Raw genomic sequence first — 24,568 nt, 5'->3', positions numbered from 1 at the left:
GGAAATGAGGGAAAATAATGGCAGATGTATTATCACAAAGTGAGATAGACGCCCTTTTAGCTGCCTTATCTGCTGGAGAACTTACTCCAGATGAAGTACCTAAAGAAGAGGAAAAGCAAAAGATAAAACCTTATGATTTTAGAAGTCCCCAGAAGTTTTCAAAGGAGCATATAAGGACTCTTGAGCTTATCCATGATAACTATGCCAGGATAATTTCTAACTATTTGACCGCCCAGGTAAGGAGTAATGTAAAAGTAAAGGTAGAATCTGTACAGCAGATTACTTATGAAGAATTTATTCATTCGGTACCAAACCCGACTATTTTGACCATATTCAAGATGCCGCCTTTGAGTGGATCGGTATTATTTGAAATAAATCCTCAATTTGTATTTGAGGTAATAGATCTGCTCCTCGGAGGAAATGGGGTTGGAAAATTCAAGGCTAGAGAATTTACGGACATAGACAAAAATATCATAAATGTTGTAAATGCCGGACTTATATCAAATTTAAAACTTGCATGGGAAGATGTAATAGAAGTAGAAACAGAAGTAGAGGGAATTGAGACAAATCCTGCATTGAACCAGACGTTGGCACCTAATGATCCCGTAGCGCTTATAACTTTCTCGGTGGAGATGGGAGGAAGTACTACATTTATCAATATATGCATACCATATCTGAGTATAGAGAAGGTACTGGATAAATTGGTAGTACAATACTGGTTTCAGGACAGTGATGAAGCTGTACTCAGTGAATCACGTCAGAAGCTGAGAAATAGGCTGAATATAGTTGACATGAAGCTCTCCTGCGTTCTTGGAACCGCAGACATTACTATAAGAGAATTCTTAAACTTGCGTGTAGGTGACGTTATTACATTAAATGAAAAGACCAAGAGCCCTGTAAAGTTGATGGTGGAAGATAAGGTATATTATCATGGGAAGCCCGGTACTATTGGTAAGAACATGGGCGTTGAGATACTAGATATAATAGATAAGGATGTGGAAGATTATGAGTAACGGGAATGATAATGGAGGTAACGGATTTCTTTCCCAGGAAGAAATAGATGCACTCCTAAATGGAGGGGAAGACAAAGGGAATCCGCAGGAAGATAAAAAAGAAAATGACAATGAAGTCCCACAGCTGTCGGATGTGGAGAAGGATTTACTTGGAGAAATTGGAAATATATCTATGGGTTCAGCCTCCACAGCACTTTCTACTATAATAAATCAACCGGTGAATATAACTACTCCTGTAGTTACGGTAACAAATCTTGAAAATTTGAAAAGTGAGTTCAAAGTACCTAATATAGCACTTGAGGTTAAATATACAAGTGGTATAGTAGGAGAAAATCTGCTCGTAATGGAAGTGGGAGATGCTGCTGTAATTGCAGATTTCATGATGGGTGGAGATGGAAAACTGGAGGAGGAGAACCGTAAAAAACTCTCCGAAATTCAGGAAAGTGCCGTATCCGAGGCAATGAACCAGATGATAGGTTCTGCTGCAACTTCAATGGCTACAATGTTTATGAGGGAAGTAAATATATCACCTCCCGTATCAAGAATATGGACGGATATGACAGAACCTCTTTCAGAATCCATATCTGATAAGGAAACAATTGTAAGGGTGTCCTTTTCATTGAAGATAGGTGAACTGGTAGACAGCCATATAATGCAGATACTTCCGATTAAAACTGCAAAGAAGATAGTTTCCATAATGATGGGACAGGAAGAAAATTCACAGGGAAAGGCAGAGAGTGCAGCATCCAGTGAAAAACCGGAAGCTAAAAAACCGGAAACTGAAAAACCATCGGCTACAATAAAACAGGCGGTTGAACAGCCGTCGCCACAGTTACAGCCAAAGCAGGAAACTATATATGAAAAACCTATAGAAACACCTTCCCGGGGTAGAGAGCAGAATTCAAATCCGGTAGATGTTCATCAGGCAGCTTTCCAGCCTCTTTCGAATAGTAGTGACACAGAGGTCGTGCCTAAAAATATAGATCTTATAATGGATGTACCACTTCAGATTTCAGTAGTGCTTGGGAGAACGAGAAAAAAGGTAAAAGATATACTGAATATGGGAACCGGATCACTTATAGAACTTGACAAACTAGCTGAAGAACCGGTGGAGATACTGGTAAACGGCAAGAGAGTAGCCTATGGAGAAGTAGTTGTAATAGATGAAAATTTTGGGGTGAGAATAACAGGTATAGTGAGTGATGAAGATAAAATAAGATCTCTTGGAGCGGATATTAATTGATAATTATATTTGAATTACAGTATATTTAGAAATGAATTCTAAATATACTGTTTTTTAATTGCAGGTATAAATGTTGAAATTATTTAATCGATAATACTAATATCAACAGCTAAGTTAGGAGTGTATTTTTATGAAAGTCAATGGGATCAGTTCAAACCAAATGGTAAACCCATATAGTGAAAACAAAAGAGGAAGGGATATAAATCATGAAGTGAGGGGCAAGGATTCCATTTCAATATCATCTATTGGAAAGAGTCTCAGCTCTTATTCACTGGATGGAAAGGCTATAGATTCCAAGGAAAAGGTTGAAGGCATAAAAAAAGCAATATCCAATGGTACTTATAATGTAGATGCGAAACTTGTAGCACAGAAGATAATAGATACGATGAAGGGAAGGATATAGTCCGGGAGGTGAGTTATATTTTGAAATTGGAGGAAATCATGCGGGAAGAATTCAAGGTACTCCAGCTGCTTTATGAAGCTCTATTGGAGCAGAACAAGTACCTTATAAAAAAGGAAGTATTTTCTCTGGACAAAATAGTCAAGGTTATAGATGCAAGAAGCAAGGATGTAGCAAAGTGGGAGATAGAAAGAAGAAAGATAACAAAGAAAAGACCCATGAGGGAGATAATAGCAGAAAAAGGAGGTAAGGATTTAGAAAATTTGTATAATAGCATAGTGGAAGTACTGAGAAAGATGCAGTTTCAAAAAGATACCAATGAGGTCCTCATAAAACAGTGGCTTGGATTTACGAACCAGATGCTCAGAGCACTGAATCCGAACAGGGGACCCAATACCTACAATGCACTTGGTAGAAGCAGATAATTGATAAAATAAGGAGTTGAATTAAATGCCCGGTTTATTTTCTATATTCAATACGTCGAAAAGTGGACTTTTTTCACAGCAGACTTCAATAAATGTAACATCCCACAATATAGCAAATGCAAATACAGATGGATACTCGAGGCAGAGGGCGGATCTTGTTACAACCACCCCATATACCATGCCCAGTATGAACAGTGCAGCTGTTGCAGGACAGCTGGGTACAGGGGTTACGGTAGCCTCAATAGATAGAATAAGAGATACCTTTATTGATTACCAGTACAGGATAGAGAATGGTGTCAACGGCCACTTTACAGGAAGGGACAAGTACCTGAGTCAGGTGGAAGGCATACTGAACGAACCTACGGATACCGGATTATCCAGTTTGATGGGAAAGTTCTTTGATTCCTGGCAGAATCTTAATACATCGCCCTCAAACAACACTACAGTGGTGGCACAGCAGGCGCTTCAGCTTACCGATGATATGAATCATACTTATTCACAGCTTACGGATCTCATAAAAAGTGCCCAGGATGGAATAAAAACAGATGTTCTGGAGATAAACCAGATGTTGGACCAGCTTACACAGATCAATCAGCAGATAAGGGACGTAAATGTATCCGGAAATAACCCAAATGATCTTATGGATAGAAGAGATCTGCTGCTGGATCAGCTGAGTGAAAAATTTGGGATAAATGTGGATCAAAAGAGCTATGACGGTATAGATGTAACCACTACGAACAGTTCCCTTTATGGAAGCGCCAGTGACAATGGACTGGCACCGAAGGGAGCGGACGGCAAAGCTCTTAATATAGTTCAGGCTGTGAAGCCAGATGATGTAAATGTGGCAACTTTTTCCTACGTGAGCACTGTAACTCCGGATACTGTAGATGAAAACGGAACTGGAACCTATAGAGTTGCCTATTATAAGAAAGGGAATATGCAGTCGGACGCCAACAAGGTTGAAATTACTGTGAACATGACTGCAGAACAGGCAAGTGACCTTTTGAAATACAGGGTGCTTTGGGCAGACCACAATGGAAATGCATACAGTGTAGATGGAGATGGCAAAATACAGGGGACTTCACCTTCAACTTTCGAACAGCTTTCAATATTCAAACCTCCTACGGGGGAACTGAAAGGATACATGTCGGTACAGGATGATATACAGGGTTATCAATATCAACTTAACAAGCTTGCAAAATCCCTGGCACTTTCGGTAAATGCAATAATAAGTCAGAGCAGTGAATTCACGGCTGATGACAGCGGGTCTCCAGAAGGAGGTATAAACAACTTCTTTGTAAATGGAGACTACAAGGACAAGAGCGGAACTGATTACACTGCGGATTATGAAAATGATATAAATGCATCCAATATAACTGTGAATCTTGCAATAATGCAGGATCCCTCTAAGATTAAAACTGATGTGAAATATGATTCACAGGGTAATTCTCTTTCAACGGATACGGATGGAAAGAGGGCACTGGCAGTTGCACAGCTGCGTGATACTCTCCTCAACATACAGAATATAGATGAAAACGGGGAAATTACCTCAAGAAAAAGTTTTGTGGATGCAGCAGGTATTTTCAAGGCGGATGATACCCTGAATGGGGTATACACACTTGTAAGTACATCAGGAGGATCAACTCTTGACAGCTATTTCAGAGGAGTAATAAATACAGTAGGTACCCAGGAACAGACCGCAAAAAATGAGATGCAAAACGGTGCAATACAGCTTGCGAACTATGAGCAGTCAAGGGCTTCCATATCCGGAGTTTCCATAGATGAAGAAATGACCAATCTGATACAGTTCCAGCACTGCTATCAGGCCAATGCAAAGATGATATCAACGGTAGATGAGCTTCTGGACGTAGTAGTGAATGGACTGAAACGATAAAGGTGGTGTAAATTTTGAGAATAACAAATAAAATGATGTCAAACAATTTCCTTTTTGACATGCAGTTTAATTTAGGTAACCTGAGCAAGATTCAGCAGCAGATGGCATCCATGAAGAATTTTTCAAAGCCCTCTGACGATCCCTTCAATGTACTCAGATCAATGCAGCTGCAGACGGATATAAATGCAAATACACAGTACAAGGCGAATATAACCACTTCGCTTAATTTTATGAATACTACTGATACTGCACTGGATAAGATAGGAAAAGTAATTTCAAACATAAGGGAAAAATTGAATGCATCAGGTGATGCAGCTTATGGTTCAGATGAAAGAGACAAGATAAACGATGAAGTAAAACAAAATGTGGAACAAATAGCACAGCTCTTAAATACGAGTTTTGATGGAGAATATATTTTTTCAGGAACAAGGGGACTTTCAAAGCCCGTTAAGATTACTACAGATGGGTCCATTAAATATTCTGATAAAGATGGAGCTGAGCTGGTAAATCAGAATTTGGATCCTGTGCAGACAAGCAGTATTGATTTGAACAATTGGAAGGGCAACAATATAACTTTTACTCTTGACCAGGAGGATCCACTTGAGGATATATCAGCAACTGTTTCCATCCCGGCAGATCCTACCGAAGAGGGTGCAGAACCTAAAATAAATTCTGTGGATGATCTTGTAAAAAATATAAACGACCAGATACAGTCAGGTGCTCTTAAAGACAAAGTAATTGCTGTAAAGACAGATGAGGGCAATATAAAATTTCTGACTGTAAACAATAGTGATGATATAGAAATAACCGATACCTCCATAGATGACTTGTCATCATTGACAGATAAACAATTTTCAAGTGTTGAAATGGACAATATATCCTCCAAAAGAAAAATGGAAGTATCACAGGGGGTTGTAATAGAATACAATGCATGTGCTACAGATATATTACGATACGGGACAGGTGCTTATAATGATACGGCAGCACTTCTCGACAGGATAGTCCATCATTTGGATGGACAGGTTATTGATATGGAAAGCAGTGTAGAAGAAGGTACTGAAGGAGCTGTACTGGGATCGGACGGAAATTGGCACAGCTGGAAGAAGAATGAAGCAGCAGCTACAAGAGAGCTTATTACTACTGATCTTTCAGAAATAGATGAATCTGCAAAACAGCTGCTTAAAGTAAGATCCGAAGTAGGTGCCAAGGCCAGCAGGATGGAGAGCCTGGCGGATCAGAATGATGATACCAAGATAAATATGACAGACATACTCTCAAAAACAGAGGATATTGACATAACTCAGAAGACAATAGAGTACTATACCATGTCTACAGTGTACATGGCATGCCTTCAGACAGGTGCAAAAGTAATGCAGCCTACACTTATGGATTATATTAACTAGGGTGAAGATAATGGAATTAAGGACAAAATATCATGGAACAAGGCATTATGAAGAAAAAGATGTAATAACTTTTGAAAAGGGAATTCCTGGATTTGAAGACTTAAAAAAATTCATCATATTTCCTGCAGAAGAGAACAACTTGTTTTATATATTTCAGTCAATTCAAAATCCTGATATAGGGATTGTGCTTATATCTCCATTTAACGTATTGGACAATTATGAATTCGAGCTGGATGGTGATAAGCTGGAAGAACTGAAAATAAAAAGTCACAAGGATGTGCTTGTATTAAATACAGTTACACTTGATCGAAAACTTGAAAATATAACAGTGAATTTAAAGGCTCCTTTAATTATAAATATAAATTGTAAAATAGGGGAACAAATAATACTGGATAATGAGGATTATTTAATAAAGTACCTGCTTTTTAAGGAGGGAGCATGATTTGCTGGTTATAAGCAGAAAAAAGGGAGAATCATTTCTGATAGGCGATGATATAGAAATTACTGTTTCAAAAATTGAAGAAGGCTCAGTAAAGCTTTCAATATCGGCTCCAAGAAATGTAACCATACTCCGGAAGGAACTTTATAAGGAAATAGAAAGTGAAAATAAAAGTGCAGCATCTTCTGATGCAAGTATGCTGAAAAAGTTAAAAAATAAAAAATGAAAATGTTGTGATTAAACAAAGGAGTGTTTATCATGGGAATCAATAATATAAGTCAGGGAGGACAATTACCAGTGGATAATACATCAGCTGCGTATGTAGAGGAAGGTTATTCAGCTGGCAGTATCAATGGCAAAATAGCAGAAAAAGTGTTTGTAAAGGAAAATAAATCTACTAAACCGATAACGGAAGAAAATGTAAAAAAGGCTGTGGATAAATTCAATGCATTATTGGAGGAAAATCCTACCCATCTTGAATATGAAATATACGGAAAATTTAAGGATACTGTAATAAAGATAGTTGATGACAACAGCAAGAAGGTAATAAAGGAGCTGCCTCCGAAGAATATAATAGACATGGTTGAAAAGTTCTGTGAACTGGCAGGCTTCTTCGTTAATGAAAAAGCTTGATTCAATGTACAATTGTGAACTGTGAATGAGCAAGGGGGTGTTTTTGTGGAATTCAGATTGAATAAAATAGACCCGGAAGTTCGCCAGAGAATAAAAGAAGTTACGAGATCGGGAAAAGTTCACAACAAATCCGAAATTATTATAGACAGGGACTACAAGGATGGGCAAAAAAGACAGCAGGGGGATTTCAAGTCTGAACTTTCCAAATACAGAGGTAAAAACAGCAAAAAGCATTTACTTGTGGAAGCAACTAAGGTAGAGGAAGTAAAGGTGAATGCTTTTAAGGAGGAAAAGGGGTCAACTTCAAAGACCGACAACAGGGGAAGTATTATAGATGTAAAGAAATAAGGGAGGCTGAGATCATGTATGCACAAAATGCATATAATTCATATAAGACCAACAGCATAAACTATGCTTCAAAGGATCAGCTGCTTTTAATGCTGGTGGATGGGGCTGTGAAATACGCTAAAATAGGCAGGCAGGCAATTGCAGATAAAGATATAAAAAAAGCACATGAAAATATAACCAGAACTGAAGACATATTTTATGAACTCATTGCTACGCTGGATATTTCAAAGGCTCCCCAGTGGGGAACAAATCTTATGAATGTATACAGGTTTATAGTGGAAAAGCTTATTCAGGCAAATATGAAGAAGGATTTAAAGATAATGGATGAAATTGTTCCACTTGTTGAAAATGTAAGAAATATGTGGAATGAAGCTTATAAGGCATCTGTAGGAATGAATAAAGTGCACAATTAATTATAAATTAAAAAAGGAGGAGATATAATGACAAGTGTAAACAGCACATCAAGTACAGCTGCAAGCAACATGCTGAGAATTACAGGTATGGCTACAGGTCTTGATACGGATTCATTGGTAAAAGCTATGACCTCAAATATCCAGAGCAAAATAGACAAAGCTACACAGGATGAGCAGATTGCGGAGTGGAAGCAGGAAATGTACCAGGATATTATAAAAGATGCAAAGGGACTGCAGGAATACTTTGATCCACTTTCGGACAAGTATATTCTGGGAGACAGCAAATTCAATCCTGTGGAGATTACTAACTCAAGTGAAGGCACCGTGGGAATTACAGCATCCTCAAAAGCACAGGCGGGAAACTACAATATAACTGTAGCAAAACTGGCACAGTCAGCAGTTGTAGAAAACCAAGCTGTCAGTAAGGCAGATAGTACTTTGTCTACTAAATTAACAGATATTAATGGAAGCTTAAATGGGAAAATTATTACTTTTAATATTAAGGGCAATGATGTTAAAATTGACTTAACAACTAATCCGGATATGACTATACAGGGTGTACTGGATAAAATTAATAATGATTCCAATATAACGTCAGCAGGAGTAACAGCAAGTTTTGATGAGCTTTCAAAGAAATTTGTGTTCACAACTAATGATACTGGTTCAAGTGAAAATCTCCAAGTTAAAGTAAGTGATAATGACAGCAGCGCTGATTTAGTAAGTTCATTAGGATTTACTGAAGGAGCTAATTATTCAGATTCAGGGCAGAATGCTGAGTTCACAATAACCTACCCAGATGGAAGGACGGAATCAGTTACCCAGCAGAGCAACAGTTTTACGGCAAATGGAGTAACCTATAGTTTGAAATCTACTGGAAGTGCATCAATATCCATAGAGAAGAACAATACAGATGGAATAGTGGACAATGTAAAAAAATTTATAGATGACTACAATGCACTGGTAGACAAGATACAGGGAAAGCTTACGGAGAAAAAACAGTATACCTACAAACCTCTTACAGATGATCAAAAGGAGGCTATGAGTGATTCTGACATAGAAAAGTGGAATGAAAAAGCACAACAGGGTCTGCTTAGAAATGACAGCAACCTTGAACAGCTGCTTTCAGATCTTAGAGGAACCTTCTTCAATACAGTGTATTCCGATAAAACTGATAATAAAGATACATCTGTGAAAAACTCATATTATATGGGAACTTATGGAAGTAATGCTTTAGGCCTGGATACATCTTCTGATCTGGATGACTATGGAAAAATACAGATAACGGATGAAACCAAGCTGAAAAATGCTATATCCAATAATATAGAAGACTTTACCAAATTCTTTATCGGCACATCTTCCAAAGAACTCGGAGAAGATGAAAAATACATTGGCTCGGATACCTATTATGAAGATGGGCTTTTTACAAGGATGGATAAAATACTGAGAAATTATGTAGGAGATCCTGGAGTTGGAACAGATGGAACATCTTCTCTTAAAGGTACTCTCAACATATATGCAAACAAGCAGTATGATTACGGTATTTCAGGATATTCAAGCCGAAATACGCTGCCGGATCAGATATATGAGCAGGCTTTGAATATAACTGACCTTCAGACGAAACTGACGGATGCAGAAGACAGGTATTACCAGAAATTTTCACAGCTGGAAACTACCATGAGCCAGTTGAATTCCCAGATGAGCAGTTTTTATTCCCAAATGGGAATAAGTCAGTAATATTTTGGGGATGATTTTATGAATATAGAAGAGCTGTTTCAGAAATATAAAAATATATCTTTAGCTGTAATTTCAGCAGTAGAGAATGACAATATGGATTCAATGGATGAGCTTGTTTCAGAAAGGGGAAAAGTTCTGAAATTGATATCTGAAATTGATGTTGAAAAAAAGGAACTTAAAAAGTTGTATGAAAAATACGATTTGTTCAGCCTTGACAGGAAGATAAATGAAAAATTTCAGCAGGAAATGGATGATTTGAAGCAAAAGATACGCAGAGTAAAGATATCAAAGGAGGCTTCAAAGAGTTATAATAGCGTAAATGCAAAGTCGGTTTTCCTAAGCAGAAAAATGTAGATGAAAAAATATGTGAAAAAATGATTGCAAGAGGTAAAGTTTGCTGGAAGAATTACGATAAATTTTATGTAAAGATGAAGATGTATAGTCTTTGAATCTCAAATAAAATATGGACATGGATGTCCGGATAAAAATCAGGGAGGAATAAAAAATGATAATTAACCACAATTTAAATGCAATGAATGCACACAGACAGATGATGATCAACAATAATGCAACAGGAAAATCCATTGAAAAATTATCTTCAGGACTTAGAATAAACAGAGCTGGAGACGATGCAGCAGGATTGGCAATATCCGAAAAAATGAGAGGACAGATAAGAGGACTTAACCAGGCTTCAAGAAATGCCCAGGATGGTATCTCCTTAATCCAGACTGCTGAAGGTGCATTAAATGAAACTCACTCAATTCTTCAGAGAATGAGAGAGCTTGCAGTACAGTCTGCCAATGAAACAAATGTATCAGTAGATAAGGAAAATCTTCAGAAGGAATTTTCACAGCTGCAGAAAGAAATAACAAGAATAGCCAGCCAGACTGAATTCAATACTAAAAAATTATTAACTGGAGCAGCTTCAGGCGTTGATTTGCAGATTGGAGCTAATGAGAATCAATTTATTACTTTAACAATAGCTACAATGACTGCATCAGCTCTGTTAGTAGATGCTAGTAAAATGTCTATAGGTTCAGCTAATACAGCAACAACTATTTCTGGTTATATCACAGACATAGATACTGCTATAAATAAAGTATCCGGAGAAAGAGCTAATCTTGGAGCTAACCAGAACAGGTTGGAACATACTGTAGCTAACGTTGACAATGCTTCTGAGAATCTGCAGTCAGCAGAATCAAGAGTTAGAGACGTTGATATGGCTAATGAAATGGTGAACTACACAAGATCAAATATACTTACCCAGGCAGCTCAGTCAATGCTTGCACAGGCTAACCAGGCTCCACAGAATGTATTGCAGTTATTGAGATAGTTTGAATATCGATATTTGATTAGGTAACAGAATAAGGGACTTTACATGTAAATATGTAAAGTCCCTTATTTTTATTACGATAATAAAGTAAATATAACTTGGAGAGGATCAGATGAACGATATTACTAAAAATACTTTAAAAAGTTTGAATACTTACAGTAATAATGATAATATAAAATGCACTGTTGAGAAAAGTAAGGATTACAAATACGTAGTAAAAGTTGAAAAAGACAATAAAAAAATGTATATAGGGAGCAGATATTCCGTTTTCAGGGATGTAGACAGTTTTATAAAAGAATTGGGAAAAATCAATCCAGAAGCCACAATTATAATTTTTGGTATTGGAGCTGCGGAACATTTAATTGGATTGAAAGAAAAATTGGAAGAGAAAAATAGGGTATTGGTAATAGAGCCGTACATCAATATTATCCATGAACTTAGAAATTTATCCAATTTTAACATTTTTGAAGATGAAAGGTTTACCTTATGTTTACTGAATGACGTGTATTTAAATGAAATATTGTCTACATTTGTAAATGTGATTAGTTTAAAAAATATCAAAATTGCACTATTCTCTAATTATACAAAAATTTTTCCTGAAGAGTCAAAAGAATTTTTTCATAAGCTAAATATAATATTTACCAAGGTATCCATAGACAGGAATACAAGCAGATATTTTTCTGTACAATTTACAAAATGCTATCTAAAAAATATATGTCAGATAATTAAATCCTCCAGTATAAATGAATTTAAAAATGTATTTACAGATAAACCGGCTGTAGTGGTTTCCGCGGGGCCTTCATTGTCCCAAAATATTCATGAATTAAAAGAAGTACAGGATAAACTTATCATAATTACAGGGGCAAGAAGCCTAGAGGCATTATTGGATAATGGCATTAATCCGAATTTTATATGCCTGGTTGATCCTGGGGATATAAATTGTAACTTCATAAAGGATAAATTGGATTTGAAGGTTCCCATGGTTTTCCATGAATATTCCAATTATAAGGCAGTTGGCATTTACGGCGGTGGGAAGATATTCTTTTCGTCACACTATATCACCCAAAATATGATAAATAGAAAAATTGATTCTTTAACTGCAGGAGGGTCTGTGGCACACACCTGCACCTCTATGGCCCTGTATATGGGCTGTAATCCTGTGATATTCATAGGACAGGATTTTGCCTACACTGGAGAAAAACTTCATGCGGATATATCTGCCCATGGTGAGAGAAATAAAGTAGATGACAGCAAAGAGTATATTGAAGTGGAAGATATTTATGGTAACAATGTAAAAACTGATAAACTGCTTAATAACTATAGATTGAATATGGAAAATATTATAGAATTCAACAAAAGCACCATTTTTATCAACAGCACTGAAGGCGGAGCCAACATGAAAAATACTTTAGTTATGTCACTGCAGGAAACCATTGACAAATACACTCTGGAAATTATTGATAAGAGCACAATAAAAAATATATTAAACAATACGGAAAATTACAATGAAGATAGATCAAATGCAGTAAATTATTTAAATGATACAGTAGAAACCTTAAAAGAAGTAAATGAGAAATGTGTGAAAGCGCTGGATTATAATAATGATCTATACATGTACTATAAGGATATAAAAAAAATCAATGTAAAAAATATTACAGGAAAGCTGGATGACATCGACAGCTTTATAAAGGAGAAAAGAAATAATATAGGTATGATAAATTTTCTTCTTTTTGATGTAGTGGAAAAAGTTTTGACGAAGCCTGAATATATGATTTCAGATAAGGATAAGAAAGACAAAAAAGCAGGAAAAGTATATAAAAAGAGCAGGGAACTCTATGAAGGAATAAAGGATAAAATTGACTTCTTTATGCCGATGTTGGAGAGTACAATAGAGGAACTTCAGAAAGAAAAAGTTGACAATTGAAGAGGTAATATTCTATTAATAAAGAAAGGGAACAACATGAATATAGTATGTATAGTACAGGCAAGGACAGGTTCTACAAGATTGCCAGGTAAAGTGCTTAAAAAAATTTGCGGGAAAACTGTACTTGAGCATGTTATTGGCAGATTAAAAAGAGTAAGGAATATAGATAAAATAGTGATTGCAACCACCACTAAGAAACAGGATGATATTATAGTTGAAATTGCTGAAAAATCCTTGGTTTGTTATTTTAGAGGTTCGGAACAAGATGTTCTGTCAAGATATTATTATGCGGCAAAACAGTATGATGCGGATATAGTAATAAGAGTTACAAGTGACTGTCCTCTTATTGACCCAGAGGTTATAGATAACATGATAGAAAAATTTAAAAACTTAAATAAAAAAGAAAATATAGATTATTTAAGTAATAAGATAAAGCCAACATATCCAAGGGGTCTTGATGTAGAAATTTTTACATTTGATGCATTAGAAAAATGTTTTAGAGAAGCAAATAAAGATTATGAAAGGGAACATGTAACACCTTATATTTATTTGAATCCTGATAAATTTAAATTTAAAAATTACGAGAATAAAGAAGATTATTCTACGTTTCGATGGACATTGGATACTAAGGAAGATTTAGAGCTTATAGAAATAATATATAATAATTTGTATAAAGAAAATAGCCTTTTTTATTTTGAAGATATTTTAAAATTTGTATTAAGTAATCCAGAGATTTCGAAAATAAATAAAAATGTTATGCAAAAAGAACTTGGAGAATAAGGGGAGGAAAATAAATTATTTATGGAATATTGTAAAAAAGTTTTGATTACAGGTTCAAATGGTATGCTTGGAAAAGACATTGTAAACATATTTCTGGAGAATAATAAATTTGATTTATATGGTATTAATAGGACAGGAAATATCTTTACAAATAAATATAATTTAATACTGGGTGATATTACAGATTTTAATAAGCTTAATGACATTTTGAATGATATTGTCCCTGATATAATAGTACATTGTGCAGCAAATGTTAATGTTGATAAATGTGAAACTGATAAAAATTATTGTTATAAATTGAACTCTGAGGCTGTAAAATTTTTGTCCAGTTATAATAGTCCTAAAACAAAATTTGTATATGTCTCTACTGACTCAGTTTTTGATGGAAAAAAAGGTGATTATATGGAGAATGATGAAACAAATCCGTTAAATTACTATGCTTTTACTAAAAGAGAAGGAGAGAGATTTGCTTTTAATGAGAATGAAAATTCTATAATTGCCAGGACAAATATATATGGATTTCATACGAATAAAGGAAATTCTCTTGCGGAATGGGCGATAAATAATTTGTCTAAAAAAAATAGGATTTCGGGATTTGATGATGTATTTTTTAATCCTGTATATACAAAACAATTTGCTGAGATATTAGTAAAATTACTTGATGTTGATTATAAAGGCTTGATACATATTGGTTCAAATAAATATATTAGTAAATATGAATTTTTAATGTATTTATGTAGAAGGTTTAATTTTGATGATACTCTAATAAAAAAAGGATTTGTAGATGATGTAGATTTTAATGCTGAAAGACCTAAAAATGCAACATTAAATGTATCAAAACTTGAAAAAATTACAGGATATTCAGTTAATATTAAGGATGGATTAGAATCTTTTTATCATGATTACAATAATTTTAGGGAGGCATTCTATGCATAAAATTAAAATAGGAAATAGAATTATTGGATTAGGAGAAAAGCCTTATTTTATAGCAGATATTGCTTCTAATCATGATGGTGATATAAATAGAGCTTTTAAACTTATAGAACTTGCAAAAAGAAGTGGTGCGGATGCTGCTAAATTTCAGAATTTCAATGCTGCCCATATAGTAAGTAAAAATGGATTTGAATCACTTGGAGGACAGCTTTCACATCAATCTTCATGGAATAAATCAGTTTATGAAGTATATGAAGATGCCAGTATTCCACAAAAATGGACTGAATTACTGAAAAAAAAATGTGACGAGGTTGACATAGAATATATGACAAGCTGCTATGATTTTGATTCTGTAGATTTAGTTGATCCATATGTAAATGCATTTAAAATTGGTTCAGGTGATATAACCTGGATTGATATGTTAAAATATACTGCTTTAAAAGGTAAACCTATAATTATTGCTACAGGTGCATCTACTGTTGAAGATGTTAAAAGAGCAGTTAGTTCTATTGAAAATATAAATAAAGATATAGTTCTTATGCAGTGTAATACAAATTATACTGCAAATAAAGAGAACTTTAAATATATAAATTTAAATGTGTTAAAGCAATATAAAAGTTTATTCCCAGATGTTATTTTGGGATTATCAGATCATACATATGGAAATACTACAGTGCTTGGTGCTATTGCACTTGGGGCATGTGTTATAGAGAAACACTTTACGGATGATAATGATAGGAAAGGACCGGATCATAAATTTTCAATGAATCCCAATACATGGAGGCAGATGATAGACTCGTCTTTAGATCTTTGGAATGCAATGGGTGATGGATTGAAAAAGATAGAAAAAAATGAAGAAGATACAGTTAAAATTCAAAGAAGAGCTTTGTATTTTACAAGGAATGTGAAAAGTGGGACAGTTTTAAGAAAAGATGATCTGTTTCCTGTTAGACCAATTAAAGAAGATGGAATACCTCCTTATAAAATAGAAGATGTTATAGGAAAAAAATTAATTCGGGATGTAAAAAAAGATGATTACGTTAAATGGAAGGATATAAAATAATTGTTAAAAGGTAAAAAAGTCTATTTGACTGCAGTGGAGAGAAAGGATTTAGCTCTTTTTATGAATTGGAGAAACAGAGAGGACTTTAGAAAATATTTTAGAGAATATAGAGAAATAAATTGTGATATGCAGAATAATTGGTATGAATCTAAAGTGTTAAATGATTCTTCTACTATTATGTTTTCTATAAAAAGAATTGATGATAATAAATTATTAGGTTGTTGTGGATTATGTTATTTAAATTGGATCTATAGATATGCAGAAATATCTATTTATATAGGAATGGATAATGTCTATATAGATAATAAAGGATATGCAGAAGAAAGTTGTAAATTACTCTTTGAGTATGGATTTAATAGTTTGGGTTTAAATAAAATCTGGACAGAAATATATGAATTTGATACTTTGAAAAAGCAGCTTCTTGATAAATTTAATTTTCATTTAGATGGTGTACTTAGAGAAAATTATTTTTATAATGGAAAATGGTATGATTCATTTATACTATCTTTATTAAGTAGAGAATTTAACAATTAGAAAAATATCTTTTCAATAAGTTGTTGTTAATGGAGGAAAATATGGGATACTATACAGGGAAAAGTATACTGGTTATAGGTGGAACGGGAACTATAGGCAGAGGGCTTGCAAAAAAGCTGCTAATTCAGAAGCCAAGAGTAATAAGAATTTTTAGCAGAGATGAGTATAAACAATTCATTATGGAAAAAGAGCTTGACCATATATCGGAATTCAGGTATTTAATTGGCGATGTAAGGGATTATGAAAGAGTAGAAAGGGCAATGAATGACATAGATGTGGTATTCAATCTTGCTGCCATGAAGCATGTACCTTCCTGTGAATATAATCCCACAGAAGCCATCAAGACAAATGTGCAGGGGATGGAGAATGTTATAAAGGCAGCTGTATACAATAATGTGGATTCTGTACTTTTTACAAGTTCCGATAAAGCCATAAATCCTACCAACACCTATGGGGCTACAAAGCTTCTGGCTGAAAAGCTGGTTCAGGCTGCCAATTTCAGCAAAGGTAAGGTTGGAACAAGATTTGCAGCAGTGAGGTTTGGCAATGTCATGGGCTCTCGTGGTTCGGTTATTCCATTATTCAAGAAACAGATATTTGAAAATAGACGTATAACTGTTACTGACAGTAATATGACTAGATTCATGATGACCTTATCCCAAGCTGTTTCATTGATAATGGATGCTGCAGAAAAATCACATGGGGGTGAAGCCTTTGTGTTGAAAATGCCAGTTATAAAGTTGTTAGATTTGGTACAAGTAGTGATAGAAGAAACCTGTAAAAAATTTAATATTGATTTAAACAATGTAAAAATAGAGAATATAGGCTTGAGGGCGGGAGAAAGAAAATTTGAGGAACTTATGACGCATGAAGAATCGGAAACTGCCTATGATTTAGGCAGTATGTATGTAGTAATACCTAATACTTATGCAGATGAATTAAATGGATATTATAAAATGGAAAAAAAAGCTGCTGTAGGAAGTTATAATTCATCTGATGCCATGCCAGTAGAAAAGGAAAACGTGAGGAAGCTTTTAGTAAATGAAGGTTTAGTTTAACTGAGGGCTGATGTTTAATAAATATAATAATAAATTATAAAGTGGATACTAAGGTGGAATAAATGTTATGGAAAACATACTTAGAGAGATAGATAAAAATATAAATCTGGAAGATAATTTTAGTAAACTTATAAGCATGTGTAAAAATGACGAAAATACTTTAAATAGACTTTTTAAATTAATCGATGATGATATTGTAGAAAACAAAGTAGATGTTCTAAATACATTAGGTGCATTGTGTTATTCGAGAGGGATATTTGAAGTAGTTATACCGATTTTAGATAGAGCACTTAGATATGACAATAGTAGTTATGCTGTTTTGATGAACTTGTCAGAAGTCAGTTTTGATATAGGTGAGTATAAAATGGCTTTAGAATATTTGGGTAATATAAAAGAAGAATCTGAAGAAAGAGATGATTTAATAAAAAAAGTTGAAGAAAAGTACAATTTTCAAAGAAAGATAAAATTTGCTTTAAGGAGGATAGAGAACTCCATATGTGAGAATGAAGCTATTGAGTATATACTAAAACAATTAGCTGATAATAAAATTGATGACAGATATATAATAAATATAGTAAATAGGGATATAATTAAAAAAGTTTATATCCTTAATTATGTTGCTATGAAATGCTTTGATTTTAAATTATATCATTGCGTAATGCCTTTGTTGAATAGAGCCATAGAAATAGAACCAGGGGATGTGGAGTCTATATATAATATTGGACGCATATTATATACTTTTGGAGAAAAAGAGAGGGCAATTAAATATTTGTCTAAAATTAAAGGTATAAATTCGGAAATCGATAAATTTATTATGAGTATTGAAAGGTAAATATAAAATGGATGATAAAAAAATATGTTTTATAACCTGTGTAGATGATGAAGTGCAATATAATGAAAGCCTTCTTTATATAAAAAACTTAAATATACCGGATGATTATGGAATAGATACTATTTCTGTAAAAGATGCCGATAGTGTTGCTTCGGCTTATAATAGGGCAATGAAAAGTACCGATGCAAAATATAAAGTATATTTGCATCAGGATACCTATATAATAAATAAAAATTTTATCTATGATATGTTGAAAACTTTTGATAAAAATGAAGATATAGGAATAATAGGTGTAGTAGGGGCCAAATGTATGCCTACAAGTGGAATATGGACTGAATCTCGTCATAAATATGGACAAGTTTATGATAGCCACACAGGAGATATGGAATTAGCATCATTCAATACATCAGATGATGATGTCTATGTAGATGCTGTTGATGGATTGATAATGATAACACAGTATGATGTAACTTGGAGAGAAGACATATTTAATGGATGGTGTTTTTATGATTTATCGCAATGTGTAGAATTTTCGATGAAGGGGTATAAAATTATTGTACCAAATCAAGAGAAACCCTGGTGTATACATGATTGTGGTTTTTTGAACAAGAATAATAAATATGATGAATATAGAAAAAATTTTTTAGATGAGTACTCAAAAAATATTTTTCCACTGGTCAGCATTTTAATTCCAACCCATAACAGACCGGAATATTTTAAAATTGCCTTGGAAAGTGCTATAAAGCAGACATATAGGAATGTTGAAATCATTGTGTGTGATGATTCAGATGATGAAACAACATATAAGTTAATTCAACCTTATTTAAATAGATATAATAATATTATATACGATTTTGAAAGAGGAAGAGATGGAGGAAAAAATTGGAAAAAATGTTTAGAGTTATGTCGGGGTGAGTATATAAATTTTTTGATGGATGATGATGTTTTTCATATAGATAAAATAAATAGGATGATAAACTACTATATTCAATATCCGAATGTTTCTCTTGTGACTTCGTATAGACAGGTTATAGATAAAGATGGAATTAGAATGTCACCCACATATTCAACCAGAAAATTATACGAAAAGGACACGATTGTTTCTGGGAAAACAATTGGTAAAATTGTATTATTAAATGTATTAAATTTTATAGGAGAACCAACAACAGTTTTGTATAGAAGGAAATATTATAGGGAGCTTGTTCTTTATTGCAATAATGAAATTATAAATTGTAATTTAGATATAGCAAGGAGCTTGCTTGCTCTTAAAGATGGAGATTGTATATATATAAGTGATCCGCTAAGCAATTTTAGAATTCATGAAGGGCAATCACTAAGTGATACAAAAATTATAATCTTAGCTACATTGGAATGGCATAGTATAATTTTTGAATATTATAAAAACAGCAATTTTTATGATAGTGAAAAGGAATTTATACAATCATTGTTAAAATGGGTACAATTAGCAACCATGAGATTAATGTATTTTAGAAGTAGTGATAAAGTTTATGCTAATAAATTATTTAATATGCTTAGTAATGCGATAGGAATTATTTTAAATGTAAATAATTAAATTGGAAAAGCGTGGTGTTGACATTGAAAGTTGTAATTTTGGCTGGTGGATATGGAACAAGAATTAGTGAAGAATCAATTTTCAGACCAAAGCCAATGATTGAAATTGGAGAATATCCTATTATTCATCATATCATGAAATGCTATTCATTTTATGGATTTAATGAATTTATCATATGTTGTGGATATAAAGCGAATATAATAAAGGATTATTTTGCAAATTATTTTCTTCATACCTCAGATGTGACTTTTGATTTTCGCTTTGGCAGTAATATGCAAATTCATGAAAATATAGCAGAACCTTGGCGTGTTACAATTGTGGACACGGGACTAGATACACAAACCGGCGGGCGTATTAAGCGTATACGCAAATATACTGAAAATGATACTTTCTTATTAACGTATGGCGATGGAGTTTCAAATGTTAATTTAGATGAATTAGTCAAATTTCATAGAAATAATAATGCCATGGTTACACTTACAGCAGTCCAACCTTCAGGCCGATTTGGTGCATTAGACATTGATAATGATGGGATAATAAATTCTTTTAAAGAAAAGCCAAAAGGTGATGTTGGCTGGGTAAACGGAGGATTTTTTGTATGTGAACAGGAAATATTTGATTATATAGACGGCGATAATTCAATTTGGGAACACGAACCTCTTGAGCGCATAGCAAAGATTAAGAAACTTATGGCTTTTAAACATCATGGATTTTGGAGTCCCATGGATACAATGCGTGATAAAAGTTATTTGGATAGGCTATGGAAAACAGGTAATGCACCGTGGAAAGTTTGGTAAAGTTACTTGGTGAATCATATGATTAAATATATGCTAAAAAAATTAAATTTTAAATGTTAGGAGAAAAAATATGAGTAGAGTATTTTTTATTGCAGAAATTGGTATTAATCATAATGGGGATATAAGTTTATCTAAAAAACTTATAGATTTAGCTGTTATTGCAGGATGTGATGCTGTTAAGTTCCAGAAGAGAACAATTGATAAAGTATATACTAAGGAATATTTGGCAAGTCCCCGCGTTAGTCCATGGGGGAATACGCAAAGAGCACAAAAAGAAGGATTGGAATTTAATGAGAAAGAATATGATGAGATTGATAGATATTGTAAGGATAAAGGAATAGAATGGTTTGCGTCGGCTTGGGACATAGAGTCACAAAAATTTTTAAAAAGATATGATCTGAAATATAATAAAGTTGCATCAGCAATGCTCACAAATTATGAAATTCTTGAAGAAATTGCAGGAGAAGGAAAATATACATTTATTTCAACTGGTATGAGTACATATGATGAAATAGATAGAGCAGTAGAAATATTTAGAAAGTATAATTGTCCTTTTGAATTAATGCATTGTAATAGTACATATCCGATGAAAGATGAAGATGCCAATTTGTTATTAATTAGTAAATTAAAAGAAAGGTATAATTGTAAAGTTGGATATAGTGGGCATGAAAAAGGAATTTTGGTTAGTATTTGTGCAGCTGTTATGGGAGCATCTTCTGTTGAAAGACATATTACACTGGATAAAAATATATATGGATCAGATCAAGCAGCATCTATTGAACCATATGAGTTATGTAAATTGTTAAAAGATATTAGAAATATTGAAAAAATATTAGGTGATGGAGAAAAAATTTTAAGTGAAGAAGAGTCAAAGGTAAAAAAGAAATTACGTGGATAGATAAAAATTAGTAACTAATATTGAAAGGTAAAATTTAGCATGATAAAATTGATAATTTTTGATATAGATGGTGTTATAACTGATGGAACATTTATTGTGGATGAAAGTGGAACTGAACAAAAAAAAATTAATTTAAAGGATGTTGATGCTATTTTTGAGTTAAAATCTCGAAAATTTATTTTGGCAGCTATAACGGGTGAATCATCTCCAATAATAAATTATTTTAAAAGCAGATTTCCATGGGATTATTTTTACAGTGGAGAAAAAAATAAAGTAGATTGTATAAAAGAAATTCAGAGTAAATGTAAAGTCAATACAAATGAAATTTGCTATATAGGTGATGGAAAATATGATGTAGGTCCATTAGAATATGTTGGATTAGCAATATGTCCTTTAGATTCCATAGATAAAGTAAAAAATGTTTCAGATATAATTCTCCAAAGTAAAGGTGGACAAGGATGCTTATGGGAGTTAATTTCTATTTTGGAAAGCTATAATGATAAGAATAGTTCACATAATTATTTTTATAAAAGATTAGAAGAGCATGAAGAAATTTTTAAAATTATGGCATCTGATATGGAACTCATAGATGATGTAATGAAAATTGGTGATAATATTGTACAGCTGCTAAAAAATCGTGGCCAATTGTTTTTTTGTGGGAATGGAGGAAGTGCAGCAGATGCACAGCACATAGCAGCAGAATTTATAGGTAAATTTTATAAGGAAAGAAAAGCCTTAAATGCTGAAGCCTTGACAGTAAATACTTCAACGTTAACTGCAATAGGTAATGACTATAGTTATGAAAGAATATTTGTAAGGCAGTTAGAAGCTAAAGCCAAAAGAGGAGATATTCTTATTGGAATATCAACTAGTGGAAAATCTAAAAATGTTATTGAAGCTCTAAAATATGCTAAAAAAATAGGAATGATTACTGTTATGTTAACTGGAAACCATGTTAATAGTGAGGAGCTAAATGATATTATAAATTATATAATAAGAATTCCATCTAATATAACACCTAGGATACAAGAGGCTCATATATTTATTGGACATTTAATAGCTGAATATGTTGAGCATAAGTTTTTTGAAGGAGAAAAAATAGATGATTAAATTATCGGATTATGTATTTAAATTTATTGAAAGAAAAGGAATTAAACATGCTTTTATGCTTCCAGGTGGTGGTGCAATGCATTTAGTTGATTCTATAGGAAAGTCCAATATAGAATATATATGTTGTGGACATGAACAGGCGGCGGCAATTGCAGCTGAAAGCTATGGACAACATACAAATGACATAGGAGTGGTACTGGTGACATCTGGACCAGGAGCTACCAATGCAATTACAGGTGTCACAGCCGGGTGGCTGGATTCAACTCCTATGTTTATTATATCAGGACAAGCTAAGCGTTCCGATTTAGTTGGAACTACCGGTGTCAGACAGATGGGTTCCCAAGAAGTTCAGATAATTGATATGGTTGGGCCGATTACTAAATATGCAGTTCAGGTATTGGAACCCAATAAAATTAGGTATTATTTAGAAAAGGCTTATCATGAAGCGACTAATGGAAGGATGGGACCTGTCTGGCTGGATATTCCCTTAGACGTTCAAGCAGCAATGCTTGATGAACAAAATCTTATTGGATATAATAGCAAAAATATAGAAAAGGATATAGATAATATTTCTAGTAAAGCGCAGGCGACATTGAGATTATTAAAAGGCTCAAAGTGTCCGTTGGTGCTGGCTGGAAATGGTATAAAACTTTCAGGAGCAGAGAATGAATTTTATAAATTTGTAAATAATTACCATATACCGGTGCTGACTACATGGAAATCAATTGATCTATTAGATGAAGATAATGAGTTTTATGCAGGGCACCCAGGTATTATGGGTGATAGGGGAGCTAATTTTATTCTTCAGAGCTGTGATTTGCTAATTATATTGGGAAGCAGGGTTGATACTAGTATTACTGCATTTAATCACAAAAATTTTGGAAAAAATGCAAAAAAGATTATGGTCGATATAGACAAAAATGAAATTAAAAAAATGCAGATGGATATACAAATCAAATGTGTTTGTGATGTTGGAGATTTTATAAAAGAATTAGATAGTAATTTTGACAGTGAAAAATTGGAATATAATAATGAATGGCTTACTTATTGCAATAATATAAGAGCAAAGTATCCTGTAGTTACGGAAAAGCATAAATGTGTAAAAAATTACGTAAGTGCTTATTATTTCATTGATGAGTTATGTAAGCAATTGAATTCAGATGATATTATTGTTCCGGAAAGTTCAGGTGCTGCAGGAGAAATAACATACCAGGCATTTAAGATAAAAAAAGGTCAAAAAATGAAAAATGCAGCAGCACTTGGTTCCATGGGATTTGGCTTACCTTATTCAATTGGAGCATGTCTTGCTAATAATAAAAAAAGAACTATATTAATAGATGGTGATGGAGCTTTTCAATTAAATATTCAAGAATTGGAAACTTTGGCAAGATTAAATTTACCGATAAAGATATTTATTTGGAGTAATGATGGATATGCAAGTATAAGGGCTACACAGAGAAATATGTTTAATGGACATTATGTAGCAAGTGAGAGAAATAGCGGACTTACAATTCCTAATTTGATTAAGATTGCAAATGCGTATGGAGTTAAAACATTTCAAGCAAAAAATAATAGTGAGATGGTTAAAATTTTGCCAAAGGTTCTAGAAAGTAATGGTCCGGTTTTGTGTGAACTTATGGTATTACCGGAGGAAACAGCATCACCACGAACTAAATCTATAAAAATGGAAAATGGAAATATGATTTCTAAACCCTTAGAAGATATGTGGCCATTTCTAAATGATGTTCGAAAAAATTTATATTTATTTGTAGAATAGAAGCATTGTTG

General features: G+C 33.5%; 26 protein-coding genes. All 26 read left to right on the top strand.

The features are described 5' to 3' along the window. Window positions 1–17 precede the first annotated feature (17 nt). The 26 genes from fliM (at window position 18) to ACSVC9_RS09360 (ending at window position 24,557) form a co-directional block, all read left to right on the top strand. A complete protein-coding gene (fliM, locus tag ACSVC9_RS09485) occupies window positions 18–1,013 on the top strand; it encodes a flagellar motor switch protein FliM (protein ID WP_446897251.1) in 996 nt (331 codons plus the stop codon). Further along, window positions 1,006–2,256: a flagellar motor switch phosphatase FliY gene (gene fliY / locus ACSVC9_RS09480; protein WP_446897250.1), complete on the top strand. Its 1,251-nt coding sequence runs from the start codon at window positions 1,006–1,008 to the stop codon at window positions 2,254–2,256. Before fliM ends, fliY begins: the two co-directional genes overlap by 8 nt. Before the next feature lie 130 nt (window positions 2,257–2,386). Next, the gene (flgM, locus tag ACSVC9_RS09475) at window positions 2,387–2,659 is read left to right on the top strand and encodes a flagellar biosynthesis anti-sigma factor FlgM (protein ID WP_446897249.1); all 273 of its coding nucleotides are present in this window, start codon (window positions 2,387–2,389) and stop codon (window positions 2,657–2,659) included. A gap of 20 nt (window positions 2,660–2,679) precedes the next feature. Beyond that, entirely contained in the window at window positions 2,680–3,081 is a 402-nt protein-coding gene (locus ACSVC9_RS09470; protein ID WP_446897248.1) for a flagellar protein FlgN, read from the top strand. 25 nt (window positions 3,082–3,106) lie between these two features. Further along, entirely contained in the window at window positions 3,107–4,975 is a 1,869-nt protein-coding gene (gene flgK, locus ACSVC9_RS09465; protein WP_446897247.1) for a flagellar hook-associated protein FlgK, read from the top strand. A gap of 14 nt (window positions 4,976–4,989) precedes the next feature. Beyond that, window positions 4,990–6,378 carry a flagellar hook-associated protein FlgL gene (flgL, locus tag ACSVC9_RS09460; RefSeq protein ID WP_446897246.1) on the top strand — a complete coding sequence of 463 codons (1,389 nt, stop codon included), beginning with the start codon at window positions 4,990–4,992 and terminating at the stop codon, window positions 6,376–6,378. A gap of 10 nt (window positions 6,379–6,388) precedes the next feature. Continuing rightward, window positions 6,389–6,820: a flagellar assembly protein FliW gene (fliW, locus tag ACSVC9_RS09455; protein ID WP_446897245.1), complete on the top strand. Its 432-nt coding sequence runs from the start codon at window positions 6,389–6,391 to the stop codon at window positions 6,818–6,820. Between the two features lies 1 nt (window position 6,821). Then, window positions 6,822–7,043 carry a carbon storage regulator CsrA gene (gene csrA / locus ACSVC9_RS09450; protein WP_446897244.1) on the top strand — a complete coding sequence of 74 codons (222 nt, stop codon included), beginning with the start codon at window positions 6,822–6,824 and terminating at the stop codon, window positions 7,041–7,043. A gap of 32 nt (window positions 7,044–7,075) precedes the next feature. Continuing rightward, window positions 7,076–7,450 carry a flagellar protein FlaG gene (locus tag ACSVC9_RS09445; RefSeq protein WP_446897243.1) on the top strand — a complete coding sequence of 125 codons (375 nt, stop codon included), beginning with the start codon at window positions 7,076–7,078 and terminating at the stop codon, window positions 7,448–7,450. A gap of 45 nt (window positions 7,451–7,495) precedes the next feature. Next, a complete protein-coding gene (locus ACSVC9_RS09440) occupies window positions 7,496–7,798 on the top strand; it encodes a hypothetical protein (RefSeq protein WP_446897242.1) in 303 nt (100 codons plus the stop codon). Window positions 7,799–7,812: 14 nt separating this feature from the next. Beyond that, complete coding sequence (fliS, locus tag ACSVC9_RS09435; RefSeq protein WP_446897241.1) at window positions 7,813–8,211, top strand: flagellar export chaperone FliS; 399 nt, start codon at window positions 7,813–7,815, stop codon at window positions 8,209–8,211. 27 nt (window positions 8,212–8,238) lie between these two features. Further along, window positions 8,239–9,945 carry a flagellar filament capping protein FliD gene (fliD, locus tag ACSVC9_RS09430; RefSeq protein WP_446897240.1) on the top strand — a complete coding sequence of 569 codons (1,707 nt, stop codon included), beginning with the start codon at window positions 8,239–8,241 and terminating at the stop codon, window positions 9,943–9,945. An 18-nt stretch (window positions 9,946–9,963) separates the two neighbouring features. Beyond that, window positions 9,964–10,299 carry a flagellar protein FliT gene (gene fliT, locus ACSVC9_RS09425; protein ID WP_446897239.1) on the top strand — a complete coding sequence of 112 codons (336 nt, stop codon included), beginning with the start codon at window positions 9,964–9,966 and terminating at the stop codon, window positions 10,297–10,299. Window positions 10,300–10,450: 151 nt separating this feature from the next. After that, window positions 10,451–11,278 carry a flagellin N-terminal helical domain-containing protein gene (locus ACSVC9_RS09420; protein ID WP_446897238.1) on the top strand — a complete coding sequence of 276 codons (828 nt, stop codon included), beginning with the start codon at window positions 10,451–10,453 and terminating at the stop codon, window positions 11,276–11,278. 112 nt (window positions 11,279–11,390) lie between these two features. Next, a complete protein-coding gene (locus ACSVC9_RS09415; RefSeq protein WP_446897237.1) occupies window positions 11,391–13,202 on the top strand; it encodes a motility associated factor glycosyltransferase family protein in 1,812 nt (603 codons plus the stop codon). A 36-nt stretch (window positions 13,203–13,238) separates the two neighbouring features. After that, window positions 13,239–13,982: a cytidylyltransferase domain-containing protein gene (locus tag ACSVC9_RS09410; protein WP_446897236.1), complete on the top strand. Its 744-nt coding sequence runs from the start codon at window positions 13,239–13,241 to the stop codon at window positions 13,980–13,982. A 21-nt stretch (window positions 13,983–14,003) separates the two neighbouring features. Continuing rightward, window positions 14,004–14,918: an SDR family oxidoreductase gene (locus ACSVC9_RS09405; protein WP_446897235.1), complete on the top strand. Its 915-nt coding sequence runs from the start codon at window positions 14,004–14,006 to the stop codon at window positions 14,916–14,918. Continuing rightward, window positions 14,911–15,978, top strand: coding sequence for an N-acetylneuraminate synthase family protein (locus ACSVC9_RS09400; RefSeq protein ID WP_446897234.1), 1,068 nt, complete (start codon window positions 14,911–14,913; stop codon window positions 15,976–15,978). Before ACSVC9_RS09405 ends, ACSVC9_RS09400 begins: the two co-directional genes overlap by 8 nt. A 60-nt stretch (window positions 15,979–16,038) precedes the next feature. Continuing rightward, window positions 16,039–16,512, top strand: coding sequence for a GNAT family N-acetyltransferase (locus ACSVC9_RS09395; protein WP_446897233.1), 474 nt, complete (start codon window positions 16,039–16,041; stop codon window positions 16,510–16,512). A 41-nt stretch (window positions 16,513–16,553) separates the two neighbouring features. Continuing rightward, window positions 16,554–17,570 carry an SDR family NAD(P)-dependent oxidoreductase gene (locus ACSVC9_RS09390; RefSeq protein WP_446897232.1) on the top strand — a complete coding sequence of 339 codons (1,017 nt, stop codon included), beginning with the start codon at window positions 16,554–16,556 and terminating at the stop codon, window positions 17,568–17,570. Between the two features lie 67 nt (window positions 17,571–17,637). After that, window positions 17,638–18,402, top strand: a complete 765-nt coding sequence (locus ACSVC9_RS09385; RefSeq protein WP_446897231.1) for a tetratricopeptide repeat protein — start codon at window positions 17,638–17,640, stop codon at window positions 18,400–18,402. Between the two features lie 7 nt (window positions 18,403–18,409). Next, entirely contained in the window at window positions 18,410–19,975 is a 1,566-nt protein-coding gene (locus ACSVC9_RS09380) for a glycosyltransferase (RefSeq protein ID WP_446897230.1), read from the top strand. Window positions 19,976–19,998: 23 nt separating this feature from the next. Next, complete coding sequence (gene rfbF, locus ACSVC9_RS09375; RefSeq protein ID WP_446899836.1) at window positions 19,999–20,772, top strand: glucose-1-phosphate cytidylyltransferase; 774 nt, start codon at window positions 19,999–20,001, stop codon at window positions 20,770–20,772. 70 nt (window positions 20,773–20,842) lie between these two features. Further along, the gene (locus ACSVC9_RS09370; protein WP_446897229.1) at window positions 20,843–21,670 is read left to right on the top strand and encodes an N-acetylneuraminate synthase family protein; all 828 of its coding nucleotides are present in this window, start codon (window positions 20,843–20,845) and stop codon (window positions 21,668–21,670) included. Window positions 21,671–21,709: 39 nt separating this feature from the next. Then, window positions 21,710–22,780 (top strand): SIS domain-containing protein, encoded by a 1,071-nt coding sequence (locus tag ACSVC9_RS09365; protein WP_446897228.1) that lies wholly within the window; start codon window positions 21,710–21,712, stop codon window positions 22,778–22,780. After that, window positions 22,773–24,557: a thiamine pyrophosphate-binding protein gene (locus ACSVC9_RS09360; RefSeq protein ID WP_446897227.1), complete on the top strand. Its 1,785-nt coding sequence runs from the start codon at window positions 22,773–22,775 to the stop codon at window positions 24,555–24,557. Before ACSVC9_RS09365 ends, ACSVC9_RS09360 begins: the two co-directional genes overlap by 8 nt. The last annotated feature ends 11 nt before the right edge of the window (window positions 24,558–24,568 follow it).

The sequence above is a fragment of the Clostridium sp. LBM24168 genome, from assembly GCF_052953915.1.
The sequence above is the reverse complement of the archived record's forward strand: the minus strand, read 5'-3'. Positions and strand labels throughout refer to the sequence as shown.

Excerpts from the sequence above, each read along its gene's own strand:
- ACSVC9_RS09415 (WP_446897237.1), top strand. The coding sequence starts at position 11,391 with ATGAACGATATTACTAAAAATACTTTAAAAAGTTTGAATACTTACAGT.
- ACSVC9_RS09445 (WP_446897243.1), top strand. The coding sequence starts at position 7,076 with ATGGGAATCAATAATATAAGTCAGGGAGGACAATTACCAGTGGATAAT.
- flgM (WP_446897249.1), top strand. The coding sequence starts at position 2,387 with ATGAAAGTCAATGGGATCAGTTCAAACCAAATGGTAAACCCATATAGT.
- fliY (WP_446897250.1), top strand. The coding sequence starts at position 1,006 with ATGAGTAACGGGAATGATAATGGAGGTAACGGATTTCTTTCCCAGGAA.
- ACSVC9_RS09365 (WP_446897228.1), top strand. The coding sequence starts at position 21,710 with ATGATAAAATTGATAATTTTTGATATAGATGGTGTTATAACTGATGGA.
- ACSVC9_RS09400 (WP_446897234.1), top strand. The coding sequence starts at position 14,911 with ATGCATAAAATTAAAATAGGAAATAGAATTATTGGATTAGGAGAAAAG.
- ACSVC9_RS09360 (WP_446897227.1), top strand. The coding sequence starts at position 22,773 with ATGATTAAATTATCGGATTATGTATTTAAATTTATTGAAAGAAAAGGA.
- fliS (WP_446897241.1), top strand. The coding sequence starts at position 7,813 with ATGTATGCACAAAATGCATATAATTCATATAAGACCAACAGCATAAAC.
- ACSVC9_RS09370 (WP_446897229.1), top strand. The coding sequence starts at position 20,843 with ATGAGTAGAGTATTTTTTATTGCAGAAATTGGTATTAATCATAATGGG.
- ACSVC9_RS09385 (WP_446897231.1), top strand. The coding sequence starts at position 17,638 with ATGGAAAACATACTTAGAGAGATAGATAAAAATATAAATCTGGAAGAT.
- ACSVC9_RS09420 (WP_446897238.1), top strand. The coding sequence starts at position 10,451 with ATGATAATTAACCACAATTTAAATGCAATGAATGCACACAGACAGATG.
- ACSVC9_RS09410 (WP_446897236.1), top strand. The coding sequence starts at position 13,239 with ATGAATATAGTATGTATAGTACAGGCAAGGACAGGTTCTACAAGATTG.
- flgK (WP_446897247.1), top strand. The coding sequence starts at position 3,107 with ATGCCCGGTTTATTTTCTATATTCAATACGTCGAAAAGTGGACTTTTT.
- ACSVC9_RS09395 (WP_446897233.1), top strand. The coding sequence starts at position 16,039 with ATGAATTGGAGAAACAGAGAGGACTTTAGAAAATATTTTAGAGAATAT.
- fliM (WP_446897251.1), top strand. The coding sequence starts at position 18 with ATGGCAGATGTATTATCACAAAGTGAGATAGACGCCCTTTTAGCTGCC.
- ACSVC9_RS09380 (WP_446897230.1), top strand. The coding sequence starts at position 18,410 with ATGGATGATAAAAAAATATGTTTTATAACCTGTGTAGATGATGAAGTG.
- ACSVC9_RS09390 (WP_446897232.1), top strand. The coding sequence starts at position 16,554 with ATGGGATACTATACAGGGAAAAGTATACTGGTTATAGGTGGAACGGGA.
- fliT (WP_446897239.1), top strand. The coding sequence starts at position 9,964 with ATGAATATAGAAGAGCTGTTTCAGAAATATAAAAATATATCTTTAGCT.
- ACSVC9_RS09405 (WP_446897235.1), top strand. The coding sequence starts at position 14,004 with ATGGAATATTGTAAAAAAGTTTTGATTACAGGTTCAAATGGTATGCTT.
- fliW (WP_446897245.1), top strand. The coding sequence starts at position 6,389 with ATGGAATTAAGGACAAAATATCATGGAACAAGGCATTATGAAGAAAAA.
- fliD (WP_446897240.1), top strand. The coding sequence starts at position 8,239 with ATGACAAGTGTAAACAGCACATCAAGTACAGCTGCAAGCAACATGCTG.